The organism is uncultured Gordonia sp. (genome assembly GCF_937858515.1).
Classification (GTDB): domain Bacteria; phylum Actinomycetota; class Actinomycetes; order Mycobacteriales; family Mycobacteriaceae; genus Gordonia.
The window spans coordinates 1-20,800 of the sequence record NZ_CALLZT010000059.1 but is presented as its reverse complement, the minus strand read 5'-3'; the positions used below and the strand labels follow the sequence as shown (position 1 = coordinate 20,800).

The 20,800-nt window shown below is 66.5% G+C and carries 29 protein-coding genes and 1 tRNA gene; 15 read left to right on the top strand and 15 right to left on the bottom strand.

Translation table 11 applies throughout. The features are described 5' to 3' along the window. Position 1: 1 nt before the first annotated feature. From Q0627_RS04920 to Q0627_RS04875, 10 genes are read left to right on the top strand one after another with little or no spacing between them, the layout of a single operon-like run. Positions 2-1,699 carry a hypothetical protein gene (locus Q0627_RS04920; protein ID WP_291012268.1) on the top strand — a complete coding sequence of 566 codons (1,698 nt, stop codon included), beginning with the start codon at positions 2-4 and terminating at the stop codon, positions 1,697-1,699. Further along, positions 1,696-2,196, top strand: a complete 501-nt coding sequence (locus Q0627_RS04915) for a hypothetical protein (protein ID WP_291012270.1) — start codon at positions 1,696-1,698, stop codon at positions 2,194-2,196. Before Q0627_RS04920 ends, Q0627_RS04915 begins: the two co-directional genes overlap by 4 nt. Beyond that, positions 2,193-3,617, top strand: coding sequence for a C39 family peptidase (locus Q0627_RS04910; RefSeq protein WP_298808043.1), 1,425 nt, complete (start codon positions 2,193-2,195; stop codon positions 3,615-3,617). Before Q0627_RS04915 ends, Q0627_RS04910 begins: the two co-directional genes overlap by 4 nt. Further along, positions 3,614-4,099 (top strand): hypothetical protein, encoded by a 486-nt coding sequence (locus Q0627_RS04905; protein ID WP_298808041.1) that lies wholly within the window; start codon positions 3,614-3,616, stop codon positions 4,097-4,099. Before Q0627_RS04910 ends, Q0627_RS04905 begins: the two co-directional genes overlap by 4 nt. Then, a complete protein-coding gene (locus Q0627_RS04900) occupies positions 4,096-4,494 on the top strand; it encodes a DUF2746 domain-containing protein (protein WP_291015542.1) in 399 nt (132 codons plus the stop codon). Before Q0627_RS04905 ends, Q0627_RS04900 begins: the two co-directional genes overlap by 4 nt. Continuing rightward, entirely contained in the window at positions 4,491-5,675 is a 1,185-nt protein-coding gene (locus tag Q0627_RS04895; RefSeq protein WP_291015541.1) for a hypothetical protein, read from the top strand. The genes Q0627_RS04900 and Q0627_RS04895 overlap by 4 nt, the downstream gene beginning before the upstream one ends. Beyond that, complete coding sequence (locus tag Q0627_RS04890) at positions 5,672-6,049, top strand: hypothetical protein (RefSeq protein ID WP_291015540.1); 378 nt, start codon at positions 5,672-5,674, stop codon at positions 6,047-6,049. Before Q0627_RS04895 ends, Q0627_RS04890 begins: the two co-directional genes overlap by 4 nt. Then, positions 6,049-6,381 carry a hypothetical protein gene (locus tag Q0627_RS04885; RefSeq protein WP_291015539.1) on the top strand — a complete coding sequence of 111 codons (333 nt, stop codon included), beginning with the start codon at positions 6,049-6,051 and terminating at the stop codon, positions 6,379-6,381. The genes Q0627_RS04890 and Q0627_RS04885 overlap by 1 nt, the downstream gene beginning before the upstream one ends. Before the next feature lie 26 nt (positions 6,382-6,407). After that, on the top strand, positions 6,408-6,746 hold the full coding sequence (locus Q0627_RS04880) for a hypothetical protein (RefSeq protein WP_291015538.1): 339 nt from the start codon (positions 6,408-6,410) through the stop codon (positions 6,744-6,746). A 3-nt stretch (positions 6,747-6,749) separates the two neighbouring features. Continuing rightward, positions 6,750-7,961, top strand: a complete 1,212-nt coding sequence (locus Q0627_RS04875; protein ID WP_291015536.1) for a hypothetical protein — start codon at positions 6,750-6,752, stop codon at positions 7,959-7,961. Positions 7,962-8,214: 253 nt separating this feature from the next. On the opposite strand, the gene Q0627_RS04870 is transcribed toward Q0627_RS04875, so the two are convergent. After that, positions 8,215-8,296: transfer RNA gene (locus tag Q0627_RS04870), tRNA-Leu, on the bottom strand. A 60-nt stretch (positions 8,297-8,356) separates the two neighbouring features. Between Q0627_RS04870 and Q0627_RS04865 the strand changes: the two genes are divergently transcribed. Both Q0627_RS04865 and Q0627_RS04860 read left to right on the top strand, forming a co-directional pair. After that, positions 8,357-8,800, top strand: coding sequence for a transcriptional regulator (locus Q0627_RS04865; RefSeq protein ID WP_291015534.1), 444 nt, complete (start codon positions 8,357-8,359; stop codon positions 8,798-8,800). A 51-nt stretch (positions 8,801-8,851) separates the two neighbouring features. Further along, the gene (locus Q0627_RS04860; RefSeq protein ID WP_291015532.1) at positions 8,852-9,196 is read left to right on the top strand and encodes a DUF3817 domain-containing protein; all 345 of its coding nucleotides are present in this window, start codon (positions 8,852-8,854) and stop codon (positions 9,194-9,196) included. Between the two features lie 118 nt (positions 9,197-9,314). On the opposite strand, the gene Q0627_RS04855 is transcribed toward Q0627_RS04860, so the two are convergent. The 14 genes from Q0627_RS04855 to clpS form a co-directional block, all read right to left on the bottom strand. Beyond that, on the bottom strand, positions 9,315-9,932 hold the full coding sequence (locus tag Q0627_RS04855; protein WP_291015530.1) for a non-canonical purine NTP pyrophosphatase: 618 nt from the start codon (positions 9,930-9,932) through the stop codon (positions 9,315-9,317). After that, complete coding sequence (gene rph, locus Q0627_RS04850) at positions 9,929-10,684, bottom strand: ribonuclease PH (protein WP_291015528.1); 756 nt, start codon at positions 10,682-10,684, stop codon at positions 9,929-9,931. Before rph ends, Q0627_RS04855 begins: the two co-directional genes overlap by 4 nt. A 61-nt stretch (positions 10,685-10,745) precedes the next feature. Continuing rightward, the gene (locus tag Q0627_RS04845) at positions 10,746-11,504 is read right to left on the bottom strand and encodes a cyclic nucleotide-degrading phosphodiesterase (RefSeq protein WP_291015526.1); all 759 of its coding nucleotides are present in this window, start codon (positions 11,502-11,504) and stop codon (positions 10,746-10,748) included. A 78-nt stretch (positions 11,505-11,582) separates the two neighbouring features. Continuing rightward, a complete protein-coding gene (murI, locus tag Q0627_RS04840; RefSeq protein WP_291015545.1) occupies positions 11,583-12,386 on the bottom strand; it encodes a glutamate racemase in 804 nt (267 codons plus the stop codon). Further along, a complete protein-coding gene (locus Q0627_RS04835) occupies positions 12,383-13,012 on the bottom strand; it encodes a rhomboid family intramembrane serine protease (RefSeq protein ID WP_291015544.1) in 630 nt (209 codons plus the stop codon). Before Q0627_RS04835 ends, murI begins: the two co-directional genes overlap by 4 nt. 58 nt (positions 13,013-13,070) lie before the next feature. After that, a complete protein-coding gene (locus Q0627_RS04830; protein WP_291015524.1) occupies positions 13,071-14,042 on the bottom strand; it encodes a PLP-dependent cysteine synthase family protein in 972 nt (323 codons plus the stop codon). Positions 14,043-14,049: 7 nt separating this feature from the next. Beyond that, positions 14,050-14,337 carry a MoaD/ThiS family protein gene (locus tag Q0627_RS04825; RefSeq protein WP_291015522.1) on the bottom strand — a complete coding sequence of 96 codons (288 nt, stop codon included), beginning with the start codon at positions 14,335-14,337 and terminating at the stop codon, positions 14,050-14,052. Between the two features lie 44 nt (positions 14,338-14,381). Further along, positions 14,382-14,792, bottom strand: a complete 411-nt coding sequence (locus Q0627_RS04820; protein WP_291015520.1) for a M67 family metallopeptidase — start codon at positions 14,790-14,792, stop codon at positions 14,382-14,384. A gap of 84 nt (positions 14,793-14,876) precedes the next feature. Further along, positions 14,877-15,254, bottom strand: a complete 378-nt coding sequence (locus tag Q0627_RS04815) for a hypothetical protein (protein WP_291015518.1) — start codon at positions 15,252-15,254, stop codon at positions 14,877-14,879. After that, positions 15,247-15,507, bottom strand: coding sequence for a hypothetical protein (locus tag Q0627_RS04810; RefSeq protein WP_291015516.1), 261 nt, complete (start codon positions 15,505-15,507; stop codon positions 15,247-15,249). Before Q0627_RS04810 ends, Q0627_RS04815 begins: the two co-directional genes overlap by 8 nt. A gap of 57 nt (positions 15,508-15,564) precedes the next feature. Continuing rightward, positions 15,565-15,831: a hypothetical protein gene (locus Q0627_RS04805; protein WP_291015514.1), complete on the bottom strand. Its 267-nt coding sequence runs from the start codon at positions 15,829-15,831 to the stop codon at positions 15,565-15,567. A gap of 16 nt (positions 15,832-15,847) precedes the next feature. Continuing rightward, positions 15,848-16,870, bottom strand: coding sequence for a M12 family metallopeptidase (locus Q0627_RS04800; RefSeq protein ID WP_291015513.1), 1,023 nt, complete (start codon positions 16,868-16,870; stop codon positions 15,848-15,850). 393 nt (positions 16,871-17,263) lie between these two features. Beyond that, positions 17,264-17,848 carry a DUF2017 domain-containing protein gene (locus tag Q0627_RS04795; protein WP_291015512.1) on the bottom strand — a complete coding sequence of 195 codons (585 nt, stop codon included), beginning with the start codon at positions 17,846-17,848 and terminating at the stop codon, positions 17,264-17,266. Between the two features lie 35 nt (positions 17,849-17,883). Continuing rightward, the gene (gene clpS / locus Q0627_RS04790; protein WP_291015511.1) at positions 17,884-18,207 is read right to left on the bottom strand and encodes an ATP-dependent Clp protease adapter ClpS; all 324 of its coding nucleotides are present in this window, start codon (positions 18,205-18,207) and stop codon (positions 17,884-17,886) included. Positions 18,208-18,226: 19 nt separating this feature from the next. Between clpS and Q0627_RS04785 the strand changes: the two genes are divergently transcribed. The 3 genes from Q0627_RS04785 to Q0627_RS04775 form a co-directional block, all read left to right on the top strand. Next, the gene (locus Q0627_RS04785) at positions 18,227-19,540 is read left to right on the top strand and encodes a nicotinate phosphoribosyltransferase (protein ID WP_291015510.1); all 1,314 of its coding nucleotides are present in this window, start codon (positions 18,227-18,229) and stop codon (positions 19,538-19,540) included. Positions 19,541-19,558: 18 nt separating this feature from the next. After that, complete coding sequence (locus Q0627_RS04780) at positions 19,559-20,155, top strand: isochorismatase family protein (protein WP_291015509.1); 597 nt, start codon at positions 19,559-19,561, stop codon at positions 20,153-20,155. Then, positions 20,152-20,800, top strand: a 649-nt coding sequence (locus tag Q0627_RS04775) for an ATP-dependent DNA helicase (RefSeq protein WP_367180757.1), incomplete at its 3' end; no start/stop codon positions are given. The genes Q0627_RS04780 and Q0627_RS04775, both read left to right, overlap by 4 nt.

The following is a 20,800-nucleotide window of genomic DNA, read 5'->3' as shown; positions in this document are numbered from 1 at the left end:
GATGGCGGCCATTCAGGAGCGCGTGCAGGAGCTCGAAGATTTCCGGCTGTGGGCGCAGGAACTGCGCAATGAGCGCATCCAGCAGCGGGTCGAGCAGCCGTGGATCAGGTTGTGGGACGGTAACTGGCACTACCGTGGTGTGCTGGCCTCGGAGATCTCGGGGAATGTGTCGCTGCCGCTGAACGACACCGAGAAGCTCACCCTGACCCTGCCGATCGATCTCGATGATGAGCGGGGCACGTTCCTGGCGTTCTGGATTCTCGAAGAGGAGGAACGCGGGACCAGGAATGTGCACGTCACCATCGACAAGGACGGTGCCCGGGTCGGTGGCCGCATGCGCAAGGCCACCTTGATTCGCGGCGAGAAGGACGTGGTGGTCGTCGAGTTCGCCGGCGACATGGAGGAACTGAAGAACGTTCACGTGGCGCCGTCGCCGTTCCTGCCGCTGTCGGTGATCCAGATCCCGAAGATCTGGTTCCTGTGGTGCCCGGCCATCTACGGCCTGAAACTCACTCTCGCAGTGAACCTGTGGCGCCTCTCGCTCACGAACTTCAACCTGAATGCCGATCCGTTGAACTCGGCCGGGTGGGGTGCAGGGTTGTGGGCTGATGCGCAGATCGTCGTCAAGCCGGGTGCGCTCGGTGCTGATATTTCGCCGCCGACGATCATTACCGGCGCGATGCAGTCGTGGTGGGATATCGCCGCCCCGGTGTGTGAGGACGCCGAGCTGATGATCGTGACGCGGCGGTGGTTGACCGGTGATCCGCCGGCGTGGCCGGGTGCGCCGGCGCTGCGCAACGGCACCCTCGTGGTCGACATCGTCGACAAGTCGGGGTTCCGGACCGGCACCTCGATGGGTGGGAATCTCGCGACCGGGCTGGCGCGGGCGATCGCCGATGTCACCACCGGCAATGTGGAGGATTCCTACGATCTGTTCACCGGTACCCCGATTGTGGACACCTCGCAGTATCGGGTGCCGAACTGGATCGGGACGCTCAAGGAGCACCCGTACGTGGTGTACCGCGACGGTGAGGTCACCGGTATTCAGCAGACCGAGTTCTCGCGGGTACCGGGCGGGGCGTGCCGGATCACCGCCGGTGGCCGGTCGATGCCCGGGGTCAATGAGTTGCTGCGTGCTGGGGTGAATTATGCGGCGGATCTGTTGGGCGACAACATCATTATCCCCGGTCTCGGGTTCGGTATCGGCTCCCTGGGTGGGGCTCTGAACAGTTTCCTGGAACCGATCTACAAGGATTGTCTGCTGCCCTATATGTCGGTGCCGCTGATCTTGCGTGCCGCCGAACAGGGCTGGGGTCACTATTTGGAGACAGTGGCGACCGGGGTGATGCAGGCCTATACCCCGGCCGCGATCATGGCGCTGCGTTCGCGGCGCCGCGAGACCGACCCCGACACCAGTTTCACGTTGCAGATCGCTGACGCCTCGCCGTGGCTGATCGGTGATCAGGGGCAGGGGCATTGGTGGCTCGGCGATCGGGTCGGGGCGACCGTGAAGTACCTGGGCGCGCGGGTGTTCGTGCAGCGGTGCCGCCAGCTCGACCTGGCCTGGGGTGAGGGGAAGGCGCCGCAGTGGCAGGCCACGTTCGGTGATCCGCGTGCCAACCAGGGTCCCCTCGACAGGTTGATTGCGTTGGTGTCCAAGGCCTTCACCGGGCTGCAGCAGATCGGAGTGTGGGGATGACCGAGGATATGCAGGCCGCCGACACCGGTGATGCGGTCGCCGGTGAGGTCGTCGACACCGCGCCCACCGCGGCCGCCGATCCGCTGAAGGCGTGGGTGACCGCCGAGCGGACCTGGCAGTGGCTCGATGCCGAGCAGACCTGGCACACCGAGGCGCTGACCGGTGCGCTGGCGGTGGCGTTCGCGTTGCAGGAGGTGCCGCTGCTGTCGGTGCACGAGATGTTCGAGCCGGTGGCCAAGGTGATGGCGCGCACCGGGGTTCGGTCGACCAACTTCGTGGCCGCCGGCCAGCAGGACTATCTGCCGAAGTGGATCAAGAAGGAACTGGGCCAGCACACCCCCGGCAAGGCCGCCGATGTGCTGTCGAACCCGGCCGGTGAACTGCCGGCGGCCGAGTTCGGGTTCGCGAGCGTGGCAACGGCTCCGGAGATCCCGGCCGCGCTGCGTCGTAAACCTCCGAAGGCCAAGCGCGCCCAGGCGAAGAAGGTGAAGCATTGAACGGTGATGTGGTCCTGCCCTTCGACCGGACCCGGCCGACGGTGTCGCAGGACACCGGCTGGTTCTGCGGTCCGGCGGCCGCTCAGCAGGCGCTGATCGTGCGCGGTCTGCGCGTCGACGAGGCGACCTTGGCCCGCGATCTCGGCACGACCGTGAACGGCACCGACCACGTCGGCCTGGTGCGTGATGTGCTCAACCGGCGCCTGGGCAATCCCGGGTATGTGGTTCGCGAGATCGCCGATCCCGCCTCCACCGGGGCGACCGAACGGTACTTCGACGACATCATCGGGTCGGTCAACGCCGGGTATGGCGTCGTCGACAACATCATGGTGCCGCCGAGCAACTATCCTCGCGGAGCTCGTGGCGAGAATGTCGGGTACTCCGGGGGTTTCGTCTACCACTACCGGTTCGTCGCCGGCTACAACCTGGCGCGTCGGGAGATCCTCGTCGTGGACTCCGGTTTCGCGCCGAACATCTACTGGCAGTCGGTCGATCAGGCCGCGACGTGCGTGGCCGGGAAGGGGTACACGGCGTGCCCGATCGGTGCTCCTGCGCCCACACCGGTGGCGCCGGACGGTGTGACGGCCGAGGTGCTGTCCGAAGCGATGGGCGCCAGTATGTCGGTGGCCCGGTACCGCGAGCTGCTGCCGGCGTTCGTCGAGTCGATGCGCCTGGCGCAGATCACCACCCCATTGCGGGCCGCTCACTGGTGCGCGCAGATCGGGCACGAGTCGGCCGGTCTGCGGCACCCGGCCGAGCTGTGGGGTCCGACGCCCGCCCAGCGTGGGTATGAGGGTCGCGCTGATCTGGGCAACACCGAGCCTGGTGACGGGTTCCGGTTCCGTGGGCACGGGTGGCTGCAGATCACCGGCCGCCATAACCACGCCCAGGTGTCGTTGTGGGCGTTCGCCAAGCGTCTGGTGACCTCGCCGACGTACTTCGTCGACGAGCCCAACGAACTGGGCAGTGACCGGTTCGCGGGTCTGGGTGCGGCCTGGTACTGGACGATCGCCCGCCCCCAGCTGAGCGCGCTCGCTGACGCCGACGATGTGGTCGCGGTGACGCGGGCGATCAACGGAGGTACCAACGGCCTCGATGACCGCCGCCGGCGCCTGGCGATCTGCAAGGCGCTGGGCCCACGACTACTACCGACTCAGAAGGGAACGATCATGTCCGATCTGGCTGCCGAGGAGCTGACCAAGAGGTTCCCGTCCCGCAGCAAGTACCGCGCCGGTGACGGTCTCGTCGACACCCTGGCTGGGTTCGTGCTCAACATCGACGCCCGCATCCACGAGGAGTTCGTGGAACGCAATGCGCTGCTGGGTGATCCGGCGTGCATCGTGCTCATTCGCCGCGAGGCCGCCAAAGGGGACGCCGGCGCGGCGGGTGTGCTCGCGCAGATCGATGGCGGCGCCCGGTGAGCGCGGCACTCGCGACGGCGATCGAGGACGCCCTCGCCGCCGCGTTGCAGGCGCAGCCGTGGTGGCGGCGCTGGTCGAACACGATCTGCGCGTTCGCCTCGGCCACGGTCACACTCGGGACGTGGGCCACGGCGACCTGGACGGGTATGCCGCAGACGGCAGCGACCGTGCTCGGCGCCGTGGTGATGGTTGCCGGGGTGCTCGCCCAGCGCGCCACCCGCAACGGCTTGACGCCGCGGGGCAACGCCGACGTCGCGACCGCGTTGCGCGGGGTCGCTCCCCGGTCGGCGGCGCCGCGGTACACCGCCGGTGATCTGATGGCGATGCGCGCGCAGCGATTCGCAGATGACGTGGCTGGGACGGTGGTGGACAGGGCGCGCGCGGCGGGCTGGTCCGAGCACGATCCGCGTTACCTCGGACTCGCGGCGGGCGATGCGGCGCAGGCGTTTCTGGCGGCTGTCGGCGGGCGGCATACCCGGTGACTCAGGATGCGAATGACTGGTTCGATATCGGCGCGTATTTCCTGATCGCGTTGCCGGGGATTTTGGCTGCGGTGTTCACGTGGCGGATCAAGGTTCAGGCCAATGAGATCCGCGATCAGGTCACCAATGATCACAATACGAATCTGCGTGATGACATTGATCGGCTCGCGGCCCGTGTCGAGGTGGCGGTGGCGGCGGTGGAGGGCCTGGCCCGTCAGCGTGATCAGGATGCGCTGGCGATCGTCGACCTGGATCGGCGGACCAACCGTATCGGTGAGGAGGTCCGCACCGACCGCGCGCAGCTGCTCAAGGTGCAGGCCGACCTGTACCAGCTGGAGGCCGGGGCCAGGCGTGTGGTGACCAGGTATCACCCGGAAGAGGGAGAGACGTTGTGACGACCCCGAATCTGCCTGATGCGTCGAACCTTCCCGAAGGGGTGCTGACCATCGGTGAGCTGCCCGCTCATCATCAGAATCTGAATCCGGAGGTGGTGGCCGATCAGACCAAGGACAAGATCGGCGACCAGCTGCTGGCCACCCCCGGCGGCACGATGACCAACGGCCCGATGACAGCGATCACCACCATGTTCGGTGAGTTGCTCGGCGACATCGCCGACGACTCGTCGGCGACGACTGTCGAGGAACCGGCTGATGTGCAGCCGCTGGTGCAGAACTTCTTCGGCGGCGCAGCATCGAATCTCGGGAATCTGCTGCTGGAATTCTTACTCGGCGGCGGCGCATTGGCGCCAATGTCGTTGGTGGAAAACCTGATCACCGGCATCTTCTCGGGCTGGTTTGGTTCGGCCCCGGATGAGTCGACTCCCGAGCGTGCGAACTACACCATCAGAGCGATCAAGGATGCGGTGCTCAACGGCTACATCGTGTCCACGTTCACCTCGTCGGGGGTGTTCACGGTCACTGATCAGATGACGGAATTGGTGGTGATCTGCGTCGGGGGTGGACGTACCGGATCGTCGGGTGTGTGGAGTCAGTATGGTGCGGGCGGTGCGGGCGGTGTCGGAGGCGGATACCAGGTGTACACGCTGGATGTGTCCGAGATATTGGACGGCGAATCGTCGGTGGATGTGCCGGTGACCATCGCGGCAGAGAACGGGGATACGTCATTTGGCTCATTCGCGGCGTCATTTCCTGGCGCTGGAGGCATCGCGAGTCCGTATGGGTTCACGCCGACATCATCGTCTCCCGGTGCGGGCGGTGCGGGCGGAACCTCGATCCCCGCGGGGTCCGGCTTCTACAACCCGGCTCCGGGGGCAGCTGGTGAGCCGTCTGCGGTGGCAGCTGGTGGCCTGGGTGGTGCTCCCCGGTCACGCGGCGGGAACGGTAATAGTGCTGATCCGGCGGCGGTCACGAAAAGTGGCGGATCCGGTGCGGGTGGCGGTGGGTCGGCGAGTGATCTGTTGTCCGGCAACAAGGGCGGCGCGGGCGGCAACGGCGGCTACCCCGGGGGTGGTGGTGGCGGGGGTGGCGGCGCAGGTGGCGGCGCAGGTGCCGCCCCTGGTGCCGGCGGATACGGCGCGCCCGGAGTGTTCTTCGCCTTGAGGAAAGAACGGTCATGATTGACGCAATATTGTTGTGGGAGAACGACTCCCGTTACTGTCCGGTAACCAACCTGTACCGGTGCGCTGATGGCCGGCACCTGCTGGTCACCTACCCGCGGTTGGATGTGCTCGGCACCATCGCTGGTCTCCCCGGCATGGCCGAAACGCTCGAAGCGGTCGGTATCCAGGTCGGCCCCCACTCGCAGCATCAGGCCGAACAACTGTGCACCGAGGTGTTTCTCGCCGACGAGAACGGGTGCGTCGTCGATGCTGACGGGGACCCCGCCAACGGCATGACCGCGCTCCTGCGGTGCGCATCTGCGGTCCCGATCCATGAAGCGCTCGCCCAGCTCGGCTACCGCGAGGTCCGCCCGACCGTAGAGGAGCAATGATGGCTGGTCACCGGCCCGCACACGAGGCACTCATCCTGTCCCGGGGTGCGGACTTCGTCCATTCCTGGACCATTGCCGACCTTGACCCCGACCTCGACCCGGCGGTGGTGGCGCGGATCGAGTTCGCCCGCAACCCCGCCACCACCGCCGCGGTCATCACCACCTGGACGGCATCGGAGATCACCGCCCGCACCATCGCATTCCGGCAGGAATCGGCGGTGTGCGACGCACTGCCGGCGGGGTTGCGGTACCGGCTGATGCTGACCGTCCCCCAGACCGGTGACGACCTCGACATCTGCCTCGCGGTCGGCAACGTCCACCGAATCCAATAGCAGTACAAAAGAGATAGGAGAAGTGCATGCCACTGTCGCAAGGTTCAACCAAGGAGGCCCTGGCCGGGGACCTCGCCGTAAAGGCCACCTGGGTCGCGGCGATGACGTCGGCATCAGCGGAGGCATCCGCTGCCCGCAAACAGACCACCTGGTCGTCGGGTACGGCCGGGGATGGTGTCTACACCGGATCGCAGGTGGAGATCGACGTCCCGGCCGGCGTGTACACGCATATCGGATACTTCCTCGCGTCCACGGGCGGCTCGCTGGTGCAGGTGAACGAGATCAAGGCCGGTGGCTCACCTGCGCCGCAGGAGTTCACGGGCGCGGGCAAGCTGCTTGTGACACCGCAGATCGAGGTCGACTAACCGATGTCGGTGTCGTCTCTGCCGTCGATGGCCGGGTCGGTGTCGTCTCTGCCGTCGATGGCCGGGTCGGTGTCGTCCCTGCCGCCGGGCACGATCCCGCAGCCGCCGCTGTCGATCATCTCCCGCATCACCGCCACCGTCACGTGGACCGAGACCATCCTCGCCGTCCGGTCGATCACCGACGTGACGACCGTGGCCGCGGTGTGGGCATCGGAGGTCGGCACCGTCCAGGCGCTCACCGATATCACCACCGTAAGCGCGGCATGGTCCGAACAGATCACCGCCGTCCGAGCCATCACCGACATCACCACCGTGGCCGCCACCATCGGCGAGACCGCGATCGTGGCGCATGCTGTCACCGACGTGACGACCGTGGACGTGGTGTGGTCACAGATCGTGGTCCCGGCTATCGCCATCACCGACGTCACGACGGTCGCTGCCGCCTACAGCGAGCAGGTGTCGGCGATCCGGGCAATCACCGACGTCACCACCGTCGGTGTCACCTACAGCGAGGTGGTGGAGGCGCAGGGCGGGGGCCGTACCCTCACCGACGTCACGACCGTCGGGGTTACCTGGTCCGAGCAGGTCATCGCAGCGGTCGATCTCGACGACCTCACCACCGCCACGATCGCATGGTCGCAGACCGTCGTCCCGGCCCGCCTGGTCACCGACCTCACCTCGGTGACCGCCATCATCAGCGAGGAGGTGATCGCCGTGCGGGCAGTCACCGACGTGACGACGGTCGCGGTCACCTACAGCGAGCAGGTGTCGGCAATCCGGATGATCACCGACATCACCAGCGTGGCCGCCACCTACAGTGAGCAGGTCCAGGCGCAAACCCTCGACCGGCAGCGGATCGTCAAGTCCGGCAATCGGACCATCGCCTACGCCACCGTCGACCCGGTGAACAACTGGACCTCCGACGGCACCTACCCGGCGACCGTGTCGGACCACAAAATGGTGGTGTCAGGGTCGGGAACGGCCACCGTCACAGCCCGTGTCGCGAACACCGGTCCGAGTGGGGGTACCGGCCGGATCAAGCGCAACGGCACCGAGATCGGCAGTGCCGCACTCCCAGGCTCAACCACGACGACGATCACGGTCACCGGCGTCTCGCTCACCGATGGCGACCTCCTGCACCTGGCCGTCACCGGCTCCGGGACCAACATGACCGTGCAGGGCACCAACACCTGGCTCGATGCCAATCCGGCCTAGACACTCCCGCCCAGTGGCCCTGATACGGTGCCGACACCCCAGATCGACGAGAGCCCCCACCCATTGCGGGTGGGGGCTCTTCTGTTGTTTCAGGTCCGGTGCCCCGCGTGAGAGTCGGCCGGAGTCCTTGCCCAATTCTTGCCCAATTCTGTTACACATACCGGCACCAATGCACACCTTCGCACACCCACCGATTCGGGCCATCTATGCTGGTCAACCACCAAAAACGGGGTTGACCAGCACGTTCGAATAGTGCGCGAGGGGGGACTTGAACCCCCACGTCCTTAGACACTGGAACCTAAATCCAGCGCGTCTGCCAATTCCGCCACTCGCGCGTGCGCCGCCAAGCGTACCGCGTGCGCTGTGACCTGCGTCGTACGGGTACCGTCGGGGACATGGATTCTGCCCGTTCCGGCCGCACCCGCCACCGGCCCGCGCTGATCGTGCTGGTCGTGGTCGCCGCGGCGGCGTGTCTGGCGCTGGCGTGGTGGCAGTGGTCGCGATATGAGTCGGCGTCGGGCACCGCCCAGAACCTGGGGTACGCCCTGCAGTGGCCTGCGTTCGCGGCGGCGGTGGTGTACGCCTATCGGCGGTTCGTCGTGCTGGAGAACGATGCCGGCGAGGTCGAGAAGCTCTCGCCGCGAAGCAAGGGTGCCGTCGAGATCCCGGACGGCATCCTGCCCGAGCGCCAGAGTTTACCGAGCGCGGAATCGTTGATCGCACCGATCGATCCGGGTGCCGATGCCGGCCTGCGCGAATACAACCGGTATCTGGCCGAACTGAACCGGGCCGACGCCCCGCGTCGTGGCGTTGACGATCCCGAACCCACCTCGCGCTGACCACAACCTGTCGTCAACCGTTTGCCCGCATCACGTGTAAGGAAGTTGTTCGTGCCCGAGATCAGCACCACCAAACCCACCGCATCCACCGCATCGGTCAAGAGCGCACTCCTGCGTTACCGGGTGCTCGCGTGGATCACCGGACTCTGGTTGCTGCTGCTGGTCGCCGAGCTCACCCTCAAGTACGGCTTCGATGTCGACGCCCTCGACTTCGTGCCGATCGTGCACGGGTGGGTGTACTTCGTGTACCTGATCATGGCCGTCGACCTGGCCATCAAGGTGCGGTGGTCGGCGGGGAAGATCATCTGGACCGCGCTCGCCGGGACGATTCCGTTCCTGTCGTTCGTTGTCGAGCATCAGCGGACGAAGGAAGTGAAGGCGCAGTTCGGGATCTGAGGGCGGGTGTCGGGGTTGCGTCATGCGGTCGGGTCACCGGACCCTTCGTGACCCTCGCTCCTTCGTCGCTTCGGCCTCAGGGATCAAGATGATTAGTTACCTTGACCAGATCTCGGGGCTAGCCGGCGGCGAGGGCGCGGAGTTCGGGGACGAGGGCGGACAAGGCCTTGCCGCGGTGGCTGAGGGAGTCTTTTTCTTCGGCGCTCAGTTCGGCCGATGATCGGCCGGCGGCGAGGGCGTCGGCGGGCAGGAACAGTGGGTCGTAGCCGAAACCGTTGATGCCGTGCGGTTCTCGTGCGAGAGTGCCTCGCCATTCGCCGCGCACCACGGTTTCGGTACCGTCGGGACGGACCAGCGCGCATGCCGAGACGAACGCCGCACCGCGACGATCGTCGGGAACATCCGACAGCTGGGCCAGCAGCAGCGTGTTGTTGGCGGCATCGTCGCCGTGGGTCCCGCTCCACCGCGCTGACAGCACCCCCGGCATCCCGTTGAGGGCGTCAACGCTGATCCCCGAATCGTCGGCGAGAGTGGGCAGTCCGGTTGCGGCGGCACCCGTGCGCGCCTTGATCAGCGCATTGTCCTCGAACGTCGCGCCGTCCTCGGGCAGTTCGGCGAACTCGGGGACGTCATCGAGACCCACCACATCGAGACCGGTGATCCCGGCCGCCGCGACGACGCGGCGCAGTTCGGTGAGCTTCTTGGCATTTCGGCTGGCCAGCAGGATCGTCGTCACTTGGCACCCGGCAGATCACCCGGATACGGCAGCGCCAACGCCTCGCGCTGAGCCTCGAACAGGGCGTCGGTGCCGATCTCGGCCATGTCGAGCAGCTTCTCCAGGGTGGCGCGCGGGAACGTCGCACCCTCCCCCGTACCCTGCACCTCGACGAGGGTACCGGCGTCGGTGGCCACCACGTTCATGTCGACCTCGGCGCGCGAATCCTCCTCGTACGGCAGGTCCAGGCGCACCCGGCCGTCGACGACGCCGACGCTGACCGCGGCGATCGCGCACGAGAGCGGCTGCGGATCCTTGAGTTTGCCGGCCGCCCCCAGCCAGGTGACGGCATCGGCGAGGGCCACGTACGCGCCGGTGATGGAGGCGGTGCGGGTGCCGCCGTCGGCCTGCAGGACGTCGCAGTCGACGGCGATGGTGTTCTCCCCCAGCGCGGCCAGGTCGATGCAGGCCCGCAGTGACCGCCCGACGAGGCGGCTGATCTCGTGGGTGCGGCCGCCGATCTTGCCGCGCACCGACTCGCGGGAGGACCGCTCATGTGTCGACGACGGCAGCATCGCGTACTCGGCCGTCAGCCAGCCGAGCCCGGAACCCTTGCGCCAGCGCGGTACACCCTCGGTGACGCTCGCCGTGCACAGGACGCGGGTCCCGCCGAACTCGACGAGTACCGAACCCGCCGGATGGGAGGTGAATCCACGGGTGAAGGTGATGGGGCGGAGTTCGTCGTCGGCGCGGCCGTCTGCTCGTGTCGTCACGGTGTCCAACTCTATCGGTGACCGCGCACGCGGCCGGACGGGTACCCGTCCCGCGTGGCGGCTACAGCTCGAAAGACTGTCCCTGGGAGACCATCTCGATGCGGCCGCTGAACGTCTGCCGAACCTCGTCGTAGATGGCCTCCTTGGACGTCCACGGCGGCACATGGGTAATGGCCAGCAGCTTCACGTTGGCCTTGGTCGCGGCCTCACCGGCCTCGATGCCCGACAGATGCAGGTGCGGGGGCCGTTCGGAAGGCGCATGCGTCCACGACGCCTCGCACAGGAACAGGTCTGCGTCGGTGGCCAGATCGACGAGTTCGTCGCACGGTGCGGTGTCGCCGCTGTACGCGAGTACTTTGCCGTCGGGGGCGGTGATCCGGAATCCATACGAATTGGGGACATGGTCGACGACGAAGGGCCGGATCGTGAATCCGCCCAATTGCACGTCGTCGGTACCCCATTCGTGGACGTCGAAGGTGTCGGTGATGTCGTCGAGCTGACCGGGAACCTCCGAGGACCCAGCACCGATCCGCGCGCGGCATCCGGGCGGACCCCACAGCGGGGCCCGTTCGGTGGCCGGTTCGGGCGCGTACCGACGCCATACGAGCATCGCCGCCAGATCCATGCAGTGGTCGGCGTGCAGGTGGCTGAGCATGACCGCGACCTCGCGTGGGTTGACGACCCGCTGCAGTTCACCGAAGGCACCGGGGCCGCACTCCATGATCACAGGCTGATGTCCGGGAAGCTGCAAAAGGTACCCCGAGCATGCAGCACCGGGGCCACCCACACTCCCTGAACATCCGAGCACGGTTAAGCGCATTCCCCTACCTTGCCATGCCGTCGGCGCTGCGAGTCGCATAACAGTCACATGTTCGGCGGGTTAACTGCCGGGGCGTCGCTAGAGGTGCTGGACCTGACCCACCGCCGGGCCCAGGAATCGCGACGACAGCCGCGCGAAGAACTCCGGATCGCCTGTCGACTGGAACACCCGCACCGCCTCGCGTCCGGTATGCGGGGTCAGCAGGTCACGCTCGGTGAGCACCCTGAAGACGTCCTTGGCGGTCTCCTCGGCGCTGGACACCAGTGTCACCTGATCACCCATCGCCAGCGCGATGACCCCCGACAGCAACGGATAGTGGGTGCAGCCGAGTACCACGGTGTCGACGTCGGCCTGCTGCAGCGGTTCAAGGTATCCCTGTGCGAGCCCGAGGATCTGCCGGCCGCTGGTGACTCCGCGTTCGACGAAGTCGACGAACCGCGGGCACGCGACCGCGGTGATCACGGTGTCGCGGGCCGCGGCGAACGAGTCCTGGTAGGCGCGGGAGGCGATCGTGGCCTCGGTGCCCAGCACGCCGATCCGGCCGGTCTTGGTCGCCACCACGGCGCGGCGCACCGCGGGCAGGATCACCTCGATGACCGGGATCGGCGCGTACCGTTCGCGAGCGTCGCGCAGGCAGGCGGCCGACGCGGTGTTGCAGGCGATGACGATCGCCTTCACGCCCCGGGCCGCGAGGTCGTCACCGATGGCCAGGGCGTGCTTGCGGATCTCCGGGATGGTGAGCCCGCCGTACGGGCCGTTTCCGGTGTCACCGATATAGACGATGTCCTCGTCGGGCAACAGGTCGATGATCGCGCGTGCGACGGTGAGGCCGCCGACTCCGGAGTCGAAGATGCCGATGGGCGCGGTGGCCTCGATACTCAGAGTCCCACCCCTGACGACGGGAGCGCCTGCGGCGCGCGCCGGCGACGATCACGGCCGGCCAGGTGCCACGCGGCGACCACGCCGCCGATCGCGCCGAACAGGTGGCCCTGCCAGGAGATCGCCTCGTCGGTGGGCAGCACCCCCCACAGCACCGAGCCGTAGATCAGGAACACCACCACGCCGATGAGGATCTGCCACAGGCTGCGGTTGAAGATTCCCCTGATCAGCAGGTAGGTGAGCCAGCCGAAGATGATGCCCGACGCCCCGATGGTGATCGAGTACGCGGGCGCGGTGAGCCACACCCCGACTCCGGAGATCACCCAGACGATGCCCGTGACGACCAGGAATCGACGCGCCATCAGCAGCAGAAACCCCAGCACGAGGCCGGGGCCGAGATTGCCGAACAGGTGCGCCCAGTCACCGTGCAGGAACGGTGACCAGATAATCCCGTCGAGTCCGCCCACCTGCCGGGGTTCGATGCCGTTGGCATCCAGATCGTGGTGCGGGGTCAGGTTGTCGATCACTTCGATCGCGATGAGCCCGGCCGCGATCGCGATCATGGTGATCGCCGACGTCAGCCACAGCGGGCGCGGCTTGCGTGGCTGCTCGGCCGCCGCGGCCGGCATCGGATGGGTCACGTGTCGTTCCTCGCTGCTGATCGAGACCGTTCGGTGAGGAGTGCTGTCAGGCCCAAAGCTGCCCGGCGAGCACCTCCTGTGCGTCGTCCAGGCTACCTTCGTACGCCCCGGTCGACAGATACTTCCATCCCGCGTCGGGCATCACCAGCCCGATGTCGGCGCGCTCGCCGCGTTTGAGTGCCTGCCGTCCGATCGCGCGGGCTGCGTGCAGGATCGCGCCCGTCGACACCCCGGCGAAGATCCCTTCGAGGTCGATCAGTTCCCGTACCTGGGCCACCGCGTCGGCGCCGGTCACCGAGAATCTGCGGGTCAGCACCTCGGGGTCGTACAGTTCGGGGACGAAACCTTCGTCGATGTTGCGCAGGCCGTACACCTCGTCGCCGTAGCGTGGTTCGGCGGCCACGATCTGTACGCCGGGCTTGCGTTCACCCAGATACCGGCCCACTCCCATGAGCGTGCCGGTGGTGCCCAGACCCGCGACGAAGTGGGTGATCTCGGGCAGGTCGGCATACAGTTCAGGGCCGGTGCCCTCGTAGTGGGCGAGCATGTTCGCCTCGTTGCCGTACTGGTACAGCATCACCCAGCCCGGATTGGCGGCGGCCAGGTCCTTGGCCATCGCGACGGCCGTGTTCGATCCACCCGCCGCGGGCGAGGAGATCACCTCGGCCCCGAACATCCGCAGCAGCGATCGGCGTTCGTCTGAGGTGTTCTCGGGCATCACGCAGATCAGGCGATATCCCTTGACCTTGGCGGCCATCGCCAGCGAGATGCCGGTGTTGCCGCTGGTCGGTTCCAGGATCGTGGCGCCCGGCGCCAGCGTGCCGTCGCGTTCGGCGGCCTCGATCATCCGTAGCGCCGGGCGGTCCTTGATCGAGCCGGTGGGGTTGCGGTCCTCAAGCTTGGCCCACAGTCGCACATGCGGGCCGTTGTCATCGTCGTCCCATCGGGGCGAGAGTCGCCGCAATCCGATCAGTGGGGTGTGGCCGACCGATTCGATGAGCGATTCGTAGCGTGCCACCGCCGGATCAGCCGCCCGCGACCGCGGGCAGGATGGTCACCTCGTCGCCGTCGTCGACGACGGTGGCCAGGCCGCCGGTGAACCGCACGTCCTCGTCGTTGACGTACACATTGACGAAGCGGTGCAGCGTGTCGGTGCCGGCTGCGTCGGGGGCCACGAGGCGTTCCTTCAGGCCCGGATGCGCCGATTCGAGTGTGTCGATGAGTTCGGCCAGGGTGGCGCCGGTCGACTCGACGCGCTTCTCACCGCCGGTGTGCGGGCGAAGGATGGTGGGGATGGACACGGTCACAGCCATGAGGTCTCCTGATGTCGGGGGCTGATGATGGGCGAACGCGCAGGCTACGCGGGGACGATCTCCACGGGCTCCTCGGTGACCACACCGTCGACGATGCGGTAGCTGCGGACCTCCTCGGCCTGCGGGTCGCGGGTGGAGATGAGCACGTAGTGGGCGCCCGGCTCACCGGCGTACGAGATGTCGGTACGGCTCGGGTAGGCCTCGGTGGCGGTGTGCGAGTGGTAGATCACCACCGGCGCCTCGTCGGCGCGGTCCATCTCGCGCCACACCTTGAGTTGTTCGGCCGAATCGAACCGGTAGAACGTCGGCGAACGTTCGGCGTTGAGCATCGGGATGAACCGCTCCGGACGGTCCGAACCTTCCGGTCCGGCGATCACCCCACACGCCTCGTCCGGATGGTCGGCGCGCGCGTGGGCAACCATCCGATCGACCAGATCGCGGCTGATAGTCAACATGACGATGTGCAACCGAAGATCCTGCGAGAACATTCCCGAGCTGGCCGACACCGGCAGCGCCACATGGGTCCCCCGTCCGGATTGCTAGACGGTCACCACCCGCACTGTCGCCGTGTTCGACGAACCGCCAACCGGAACCGGATAGGATTGAGTGGTAATTCGGTCACCACTGGTGATCGCCCCGCTGCCACTGCAATCAACGTGGACGCGAATATTCAAGCCCGCGTCGCGGCGCGCGGGGGGGACGCCGAGCACCACCGTGACGCCGTCACCCGCCCCGACGTCGTGCTCGATTCCATCCACCGACTCGGCGACAACCTCCGCTGCGGCATCGATACGACTGACATCTTCCAGCATGACGTGGATCGACCCGGACCCTGCTTCGATTGCTTCTTCGAAAACCACAGCTATCGAAACCGGGCACGGGTCGTCATCCGACACGCCAGAAGCAGGACTATCCATCCAGCACAGCGTAGCGGGCTTGGAAGGTCACCGGAACGTTCGTGACGTTCTTGACTTCGATGAACCACTTGACCAGATTGGTCGCCTGCCGGGTGGACCTGACCTTCCACTCCACCTGGGCGGCGCCGTCGACCACCGGTGCGGTCGGGACGACGGACCACACGACATTCGATGCCGCGTTCCAGCTATGCGTGAACCAGGTCCTTGTCTGCCCTGCGGTCACCGTGCCGGTGAACTGAGTTCCGAATCGCATTTCAAATCTCCTTCGTTGAATATGTGTCTACATTCGATGTCATCCGACCGGTTGCCGTCAGATGCCGGTTCCCCCATCAACCGCAGCCCCCAGTTCCTCGGCGAGGGACGACATAGCTGCTTCTGCTTCGGCGGTTTCGATCACGGCAACGAGCCAGCCCGGTGGCGGTCCGCCATCGGCGTCCACGGAGTCCGCCGCGGCATGGTTGCCGTCGACGCTCGCGCCCGAGTACTCGCGTGCTGCGCCGGCGTCATGATTCATTTCGCCCGACTCGACCGAGTTGGCGACGACGTCGATGCCGTCAATCTTCAGTGTGATCTCCATTGTCCGCTTCCTTGCCTCAGATAACATTCGGCGACCAACCCAGAACTTGGTACCGTGCGTCGAAACTCACGGCCGAGTTCGAGAGGTTTCGTACCTCGACGTGATATTTGACAAGCCGCTCGGCTTGCCTCGATGTTCCCACCACCCATTCGAGTTGCGCATTGCCATCAATGACCGGCGCAGTGGGGATGACGAACCATTCCACGAACCAATGCGACGGCCAGCTATGGGTTGACCACCGCCTGGTGGCGCCGGCCGCCACATTTCCCGAGAACTGGACGCCCCGCCAGGAACGCGACTGCTCGAGTTCCGGATAGAGTGTGCGAACGGCAGCGATGTCACCGGCAGACAGACCCGTGCGCTGCCCGATGGCCTGGCCTCCGACCGGCACGATCGTGGCCTTTCCGTTATTGCTGAAGGCCGTTTCCGGATAGTGCATTATCGACCCGAAATCGTACGATCCGATATCATCGCCATCAGTGATGTGCTGGTTGAAGTTGTGTTCGCGACCGCTTTGAATATTCGCCCACACGACCCGCACGAACCTGTCACGATCCTCGCGACTCTGTTCATGCCACAGACCTACCGCATGCCCGATTTCATGAACTGCGGACCCGAAGCCGCACCCGCCACCCAGTGAGATGACCTGGGCACCTGTCCCTTGCATCCCCACCGACGACCAGCAGCCGTCGCGAACTTCGAACGACACCCAATTCGGGTAGAGATTCTGGTTTGCCGACGTACGTTCCACGAACCGGATACGGGTGTTCTGCTGCCAGTGCGCGATTGCCTGATTGACCAAGGGCCGCAGCGATGACACACATGTGAACGGCACCAAGCCACCCGGCCAGCGATACCGCTGACCTGTGATACCGATACCGTTCACCACGATGCCCGGTTCATTGTCGGCGACTGCCGCCGCGACCTCCGCCGCGGTTGCGTTCGTGACTTCGGCGGTGATCGCGGCCACCTCGTCAGGGCTGCCGAGCGCGATATCCCCTTCGAAAATCGCAACGTCGTCGATCACGCTATACGTCACGGGGCGAGTATCGAATGCGTCGATTCCCCGGATGAAGCCCGTCCGGACGTCATCGGAGGACCGGAACCACGCTGCGGTGTCACACGCAGTGCACGGTTCTCCGGCCGATTCCTCATCCGCCCCTTCTGGGGACGACCTTTCCAACTGGCTTGTCATGTTTCACTCCCAACAATGTCAATTGACCTGTTTCACAGCGGAAATGACAGGCAAGGATTCGCAACGTGACGCTGAATCCGAAATCCCGCGATCCGCTACGACAACGGTCACAGACCGAAAGGAGTGGGACACGAGTAGTCGACTACCTGGATCTCGCACAGACGAAGCCGACGAGAAGTCTGCGCCGCAGACAATCGCACGTAGCTACCTCGAAAAGGTTCCCTCTCCGGGACACCCCTACCGCGACATCAGCACCTCGACCAGCATGTCCTGCATGAACGTCAGCCAGTGATAGACATCCAGATGCGCGGCGTGTGGGTGGTCCGGGGGCAGTTCGGCGGGGGTGTCCTCGGTGATGCCGAGCATCGCGCCGAGCGCCAGCCGCACATCGTTGAGGGCGGTGAGCCACTGCTGGGCTTCCTCGTCGGTGAGCGCGATCCGGCCACCACCGGGCGGCACGGTGTCGAGGACGACCTTGGCCGCGGCCAGTTTGGCGTCGATGATGATCGGTTCGTTGACGCTGCGCAGACCGGCGTTGAGATCGCCGTTGACCACATCCGCGGACATTTCTTCATCCTGGTCGGGCCGATGGAAGTCGGGCAGCAGACGCCCGAGGGTGACGTCGCGCGGTGCGTCGCGGTGGCCGGTGCGGATGCCGGTGATCGCGGCCAGTTCGTCGGCGGGTGGGGCACTCGACTCGCGTTCGGTCAGCAGGTCGGTCAGTGAGGTGATCATCGAGATCAGCAATTCGGCCTCGTGCTGCTCGACTACCGCACAGATCCGGCGGGAGCGGCCTCTGCCTTCACGTTTCCAAGTGCGCACGCCTCACATGGTAGGCGCGGCGACGGGCGGACCGGTCAGGTGTCGCGCTGCATGGTGGCCCACAGGCCGGCGGCGTGCAGTTTGCGCACGTCCGTCTCCATCTTGTCGCGGTCGCCCGCCGACACGACGGCCTTGCCCTCGTTGTGAACCTGCAGCATCAGTTCGTTGGCGCGTGTCTCCGAATACCCGAAGATCTTCTGGAACACGAACGTCACGTACCGCATCAGGTTGACCGGGTCGTCCCACACGATCGTCACCCAGGGGCGATCCATCCCAACCTGTGGATCGGCGACCGCGGGTTCGGCCACCGCCGTCGAACCGGGAGTAGCCTCGTGCGCACACCATATGTCCGCATGCATACGAATAGGGTAGGCGATTGTGAGTCTCGACAACACAGCCCTGCTGACCGACCACTACGAACTGACGATGGTGTCGGCGGCGCTGCGCGGCCCGCTGGCAGCGCGTTCGTGCGTGTTCGAGGTCTTCGCCCGGCGGCTGCCCGACGGCCGCCGCTACGGCGTGGTGGCCGGCACCGGGCGGCTGATCGACGAGCTGACCCGCTTCCGCTTCGGCGACGACGAGATCGCGCAGGTGGCACAGTTCCTCGACGATGACACCGTGGCCTGGTTGCGCGACTACCGCTTCAGCGGCGACATCGACGGCTACCGCGAGGGTGAGCTGTACTTTCCGGGCTCCCCCATCCTCACCGTCCGCGGCACCTTCGCCGAGGCGGTCATCCTCGAAACCCTGATCCTCTCGATCCTCAACCATGATTCGGCGATCGCCTCGGCCGCCGCCCGGATGGTGAGCGCGGCGGCGAAACGGCCGATCATCGAGATGGGCGGCCGGCGCACCCACGAGCGTGCCGCGGTCGCCTCCGCGCGCGCCGCCTACCTGGCCGGGGTCGCTGCGACGTCGAATCTGGAGGCCGCCCGCACCTTCGGTGTGCCCAGCGCCGGGACCGCCGCGCACGCGTTCACACTCGGATTCTCCGGCCCGGACGGCCCCGACGAGAAGGCCGCCTTCGCCGCGCAGGTGGAGGCGCTCGGGGTGGGCACCACCCTGCTCGTCGACACCTACGACATCACCCAGGGGGTGCGTAACGCCATCGAGGTGGCCGGCCCGGATCTGGGTGCGGTGCGCATAGATTCCGGTGATCTTGGTGTACTGGCGCGTCAGGTGCGTGACCAACTCGACTCGCTCGGCGCCCCGGACGTGAGGATCGTGGTCTCCGGCGACCTCGATGAGTACGCGATCGCGTCCTTGCGGGCAGAACCTGTGGACACCTACGGGGTGGGCACCTCGCTGGTCACCGGCAGCGGCGCACCCACCGCCGGAATGGTGTACAAGCTCGTGGAGGTCGACGGCATCGCGGTGGCCAAACGGGCCAGTCACAAGGCGTCGGTGGGCGGAGCCAAGTCGGCGATCCGACTGGCACGCGCCAGCGGCACCGTCGTCGAGGAGGTCATCTACCGCACCGGCGGACCGGTCCCCGACGGCGACGGACAGTCGGTGCGGCCCCTGCAGATACCTCTGGTACGCGGCGGCGAGCCGGTAGCCGACCTGCCCTCCCTCACCGACAGCCGTGCCCATCTCGCCGACGGATTGGTGAGTCTGCCGTGGGAGGGCCTCGGTCTCTCACACGGCGATCCCGCGATCCCCACCCGTTATCAGCTCCCCACCCGCCCTTAGGTCCAGGAGGCGTCCGAAATGCATGCTCCACACCGCGCCCTGATCGTCGTCGACGTGCAGAACGATTTCTGTGAGGGCGGTTCGCTCGGCGTCCACGGCGGCGCCGCCGTCGCCGACGCAGTGACCACCCTGCTGCCCCACTACCGGATCGCGGTGGCCACCCGCGACTATCACATCGACCCGGGTGATCACTTCTCCGACAATCCCGATTTCGTCGACAGCTGGCCGCCGCACTGCCGCGTCGACACCGAGGGCGTGTGGTTCCATCCGCCGTTCAACACCGCGACGGTGGCCGAAGTGTTCTCCAAAGGCCAGTACAGCGCCGCCTATTCCGGTTTCGAGGGCACCGCCAAGGACGGCTCGACGACGCTGGCCGATTGGCTCGCGGCCCGCTCGATCACCGAGGTCGACATCGTCGGCATCGCCACCGATCACTGTGTCCGCGCCACGGCACTGGACGCGGTCGCCGCTGGTCTGGCCACCCGCGTGCTGCTGAACTACACCGCCGGGGTGGCGAACGAGACCTGCCGTAAAGCCCTGTCCGAGATGCGTGCGGCGGGTGTTGTTCTCGACGGTGATCTGCTGTACGACGGCTCGCCGGCGTACTCCGGATGAGCCCCCTGGGTAAGAGTTCACAGGACAAGAACGCACTCGATACGCTGCCGGAGGTTCCCGAACTCCTCGACGTCGCGGTCACCGCTCTCGGTGGTACCCGTCGCGACGGGCAATTGCGGATGGCCTCGGCTGTGGCGCATTCCATCGACACCGGTGAGCATCTGGCCGTGCAGGCGGGCACCGGTACCGGCAAGTCGCTGGCGTATCTGATCCCGTCGATTCGGCACGCGGTGGTGTCCGGGCATACCGTGGTGGTGTCGACTGCCACGATCGCGTTGCAGCGCCAGCTTATCGACCGCGACCTGCCGCGCCTGGCGACCGCGCTGAAGGCTCCCATCGGCCGCGAACCGTCGTTCGCGATCCTCAAGGGGCGGTCGAACTACCTGTGCCTGAACAAGATTCACGGTTCCACCGCGGAGGAACCCGAGGGTGAACTGTTCGACCCGTTCGAGATCTCCCGCACCGGACGGGAGGTGACCCGGCTGCGCGAATGGTCCTCGGACACCGAGACCGGCGACCGCGACGACCTGGTACCCGGTGTGTCCGACCGGGCGTGGCGGCAGGTCAGCGTGTCCGCACGCGAATGCCTGGGCGCGACGAACTGCTCCTACGGCGAGGACTGCTTCGCCGAACAGTCCCGCCGCA

Coding starts and splice junctions, on each gene's coding strand:
- Q0627_RS04920 (WP_291012268.1), top strand. CDS start 2: ATGGCGGCCATTCAGGAGCGCGTGCAGGAGCTCGAAGATTTCCGGCTG.
- Q0627_RS04915 (WP_291012270.1), top strand. CDS start 1,696: ATGACCGAGGATATGCAGGCCGCCGACACCGGTGATGCGGTCGCCGGT.
- Q0627_RS04890 (WP_291015540.1), top strand. CDS start 5,672: ATGATTGACGCAATATTGTTGTGGGAGAACGACTCCCGTTACTGTCCG.
- Q0627_RS04885 (WP_291015539.1), top strand. CDS start 6,049: ATGGCTGGTCACCGGCCCGCACACGAGGCACTCATCCTGTCCCGGGGT.
- Q0627_RS04880 (WP_291015538.1), top strand. CDS start 6,408: ATGCCACTGTCGCAAGGTTCAACCAAGGAGGCCCTGGCCGGGGACCTC.
- Q0627_RS04875 (WP_291015536.1), top strand. CDS start 6,750: ATGTCGGTGTCGTCTCTGCCGTCGATGGCCGGGTCGGTGTCGTCTCTG.
- Q0627_RS04865 (WP_291015534.1), top strand. CDS start 8,357: ATGGATTCTGCCCGTTCCGGCCGCACCCGCCACCGGCCCGCGCTGATC.
- Q0627_RS04845 (WP_291015526.1), bottom strand. CDS start 11,504: ATGCGCTTAACCGTGCTCGGATGTTCAGGGAGTGTGGGTGGCCCCGGT.
- Q0627_RS04835 (WP_291015544.1), bottom strand. CDS start 13,012: ATGCCGGCCGCGGCGGCCGAGCAGCCACGCAAGCCGCGCCCGCTGTGG.
- Q0627_RS04825 (WP_291015522.1), bottom strand. CDS start 14,337: ATGGCTGTGACCGTGTCCATCCCCACCATCCTTCGCCCGCACACCGGC.
- Q0627_RS04820 (WP_291015520.1), bottom strand. CDS start 14,792: ATGTTGACTATCAGCCGCGATCTGGTCGATCGGATGGTTGCCCACGCG.
- Q0627_RS04815 (WP_291015518.1), bottom strand. CDS start 15,254: ATGGATAGTCCTGCTTCTGGCGTGTCGGATGACGACCCGTGCCCGGTT.
- Q0627_RS04810 (WP_291015516.1), bottom strand. CDS start 15,507: ATGCGATTCGGAACTCAGTTCACCGGCACGGTGACCGCAGGGCAGACA.
- Q0627_RS04805 (WP_291015514.1), bottom strand. CDS start 15,831: ATGGAGATCACACTGAAGATTGACGGCATCGACGTCGTCGCCAACTCG.
- clpS (WP_291015511.1), bottom strand. CDS start 18,207: ATGCATGCGGACATATGGTGTGCGCACGAGGCTACTCCCGGTTCGACG.
- Q0627_RS04780 (WP_291015509.1), top strand. CDS start 19,559: ATGCATGCTCCACACCGCGCCCTGATCGTCGTCGACGTGCAGAACGAT.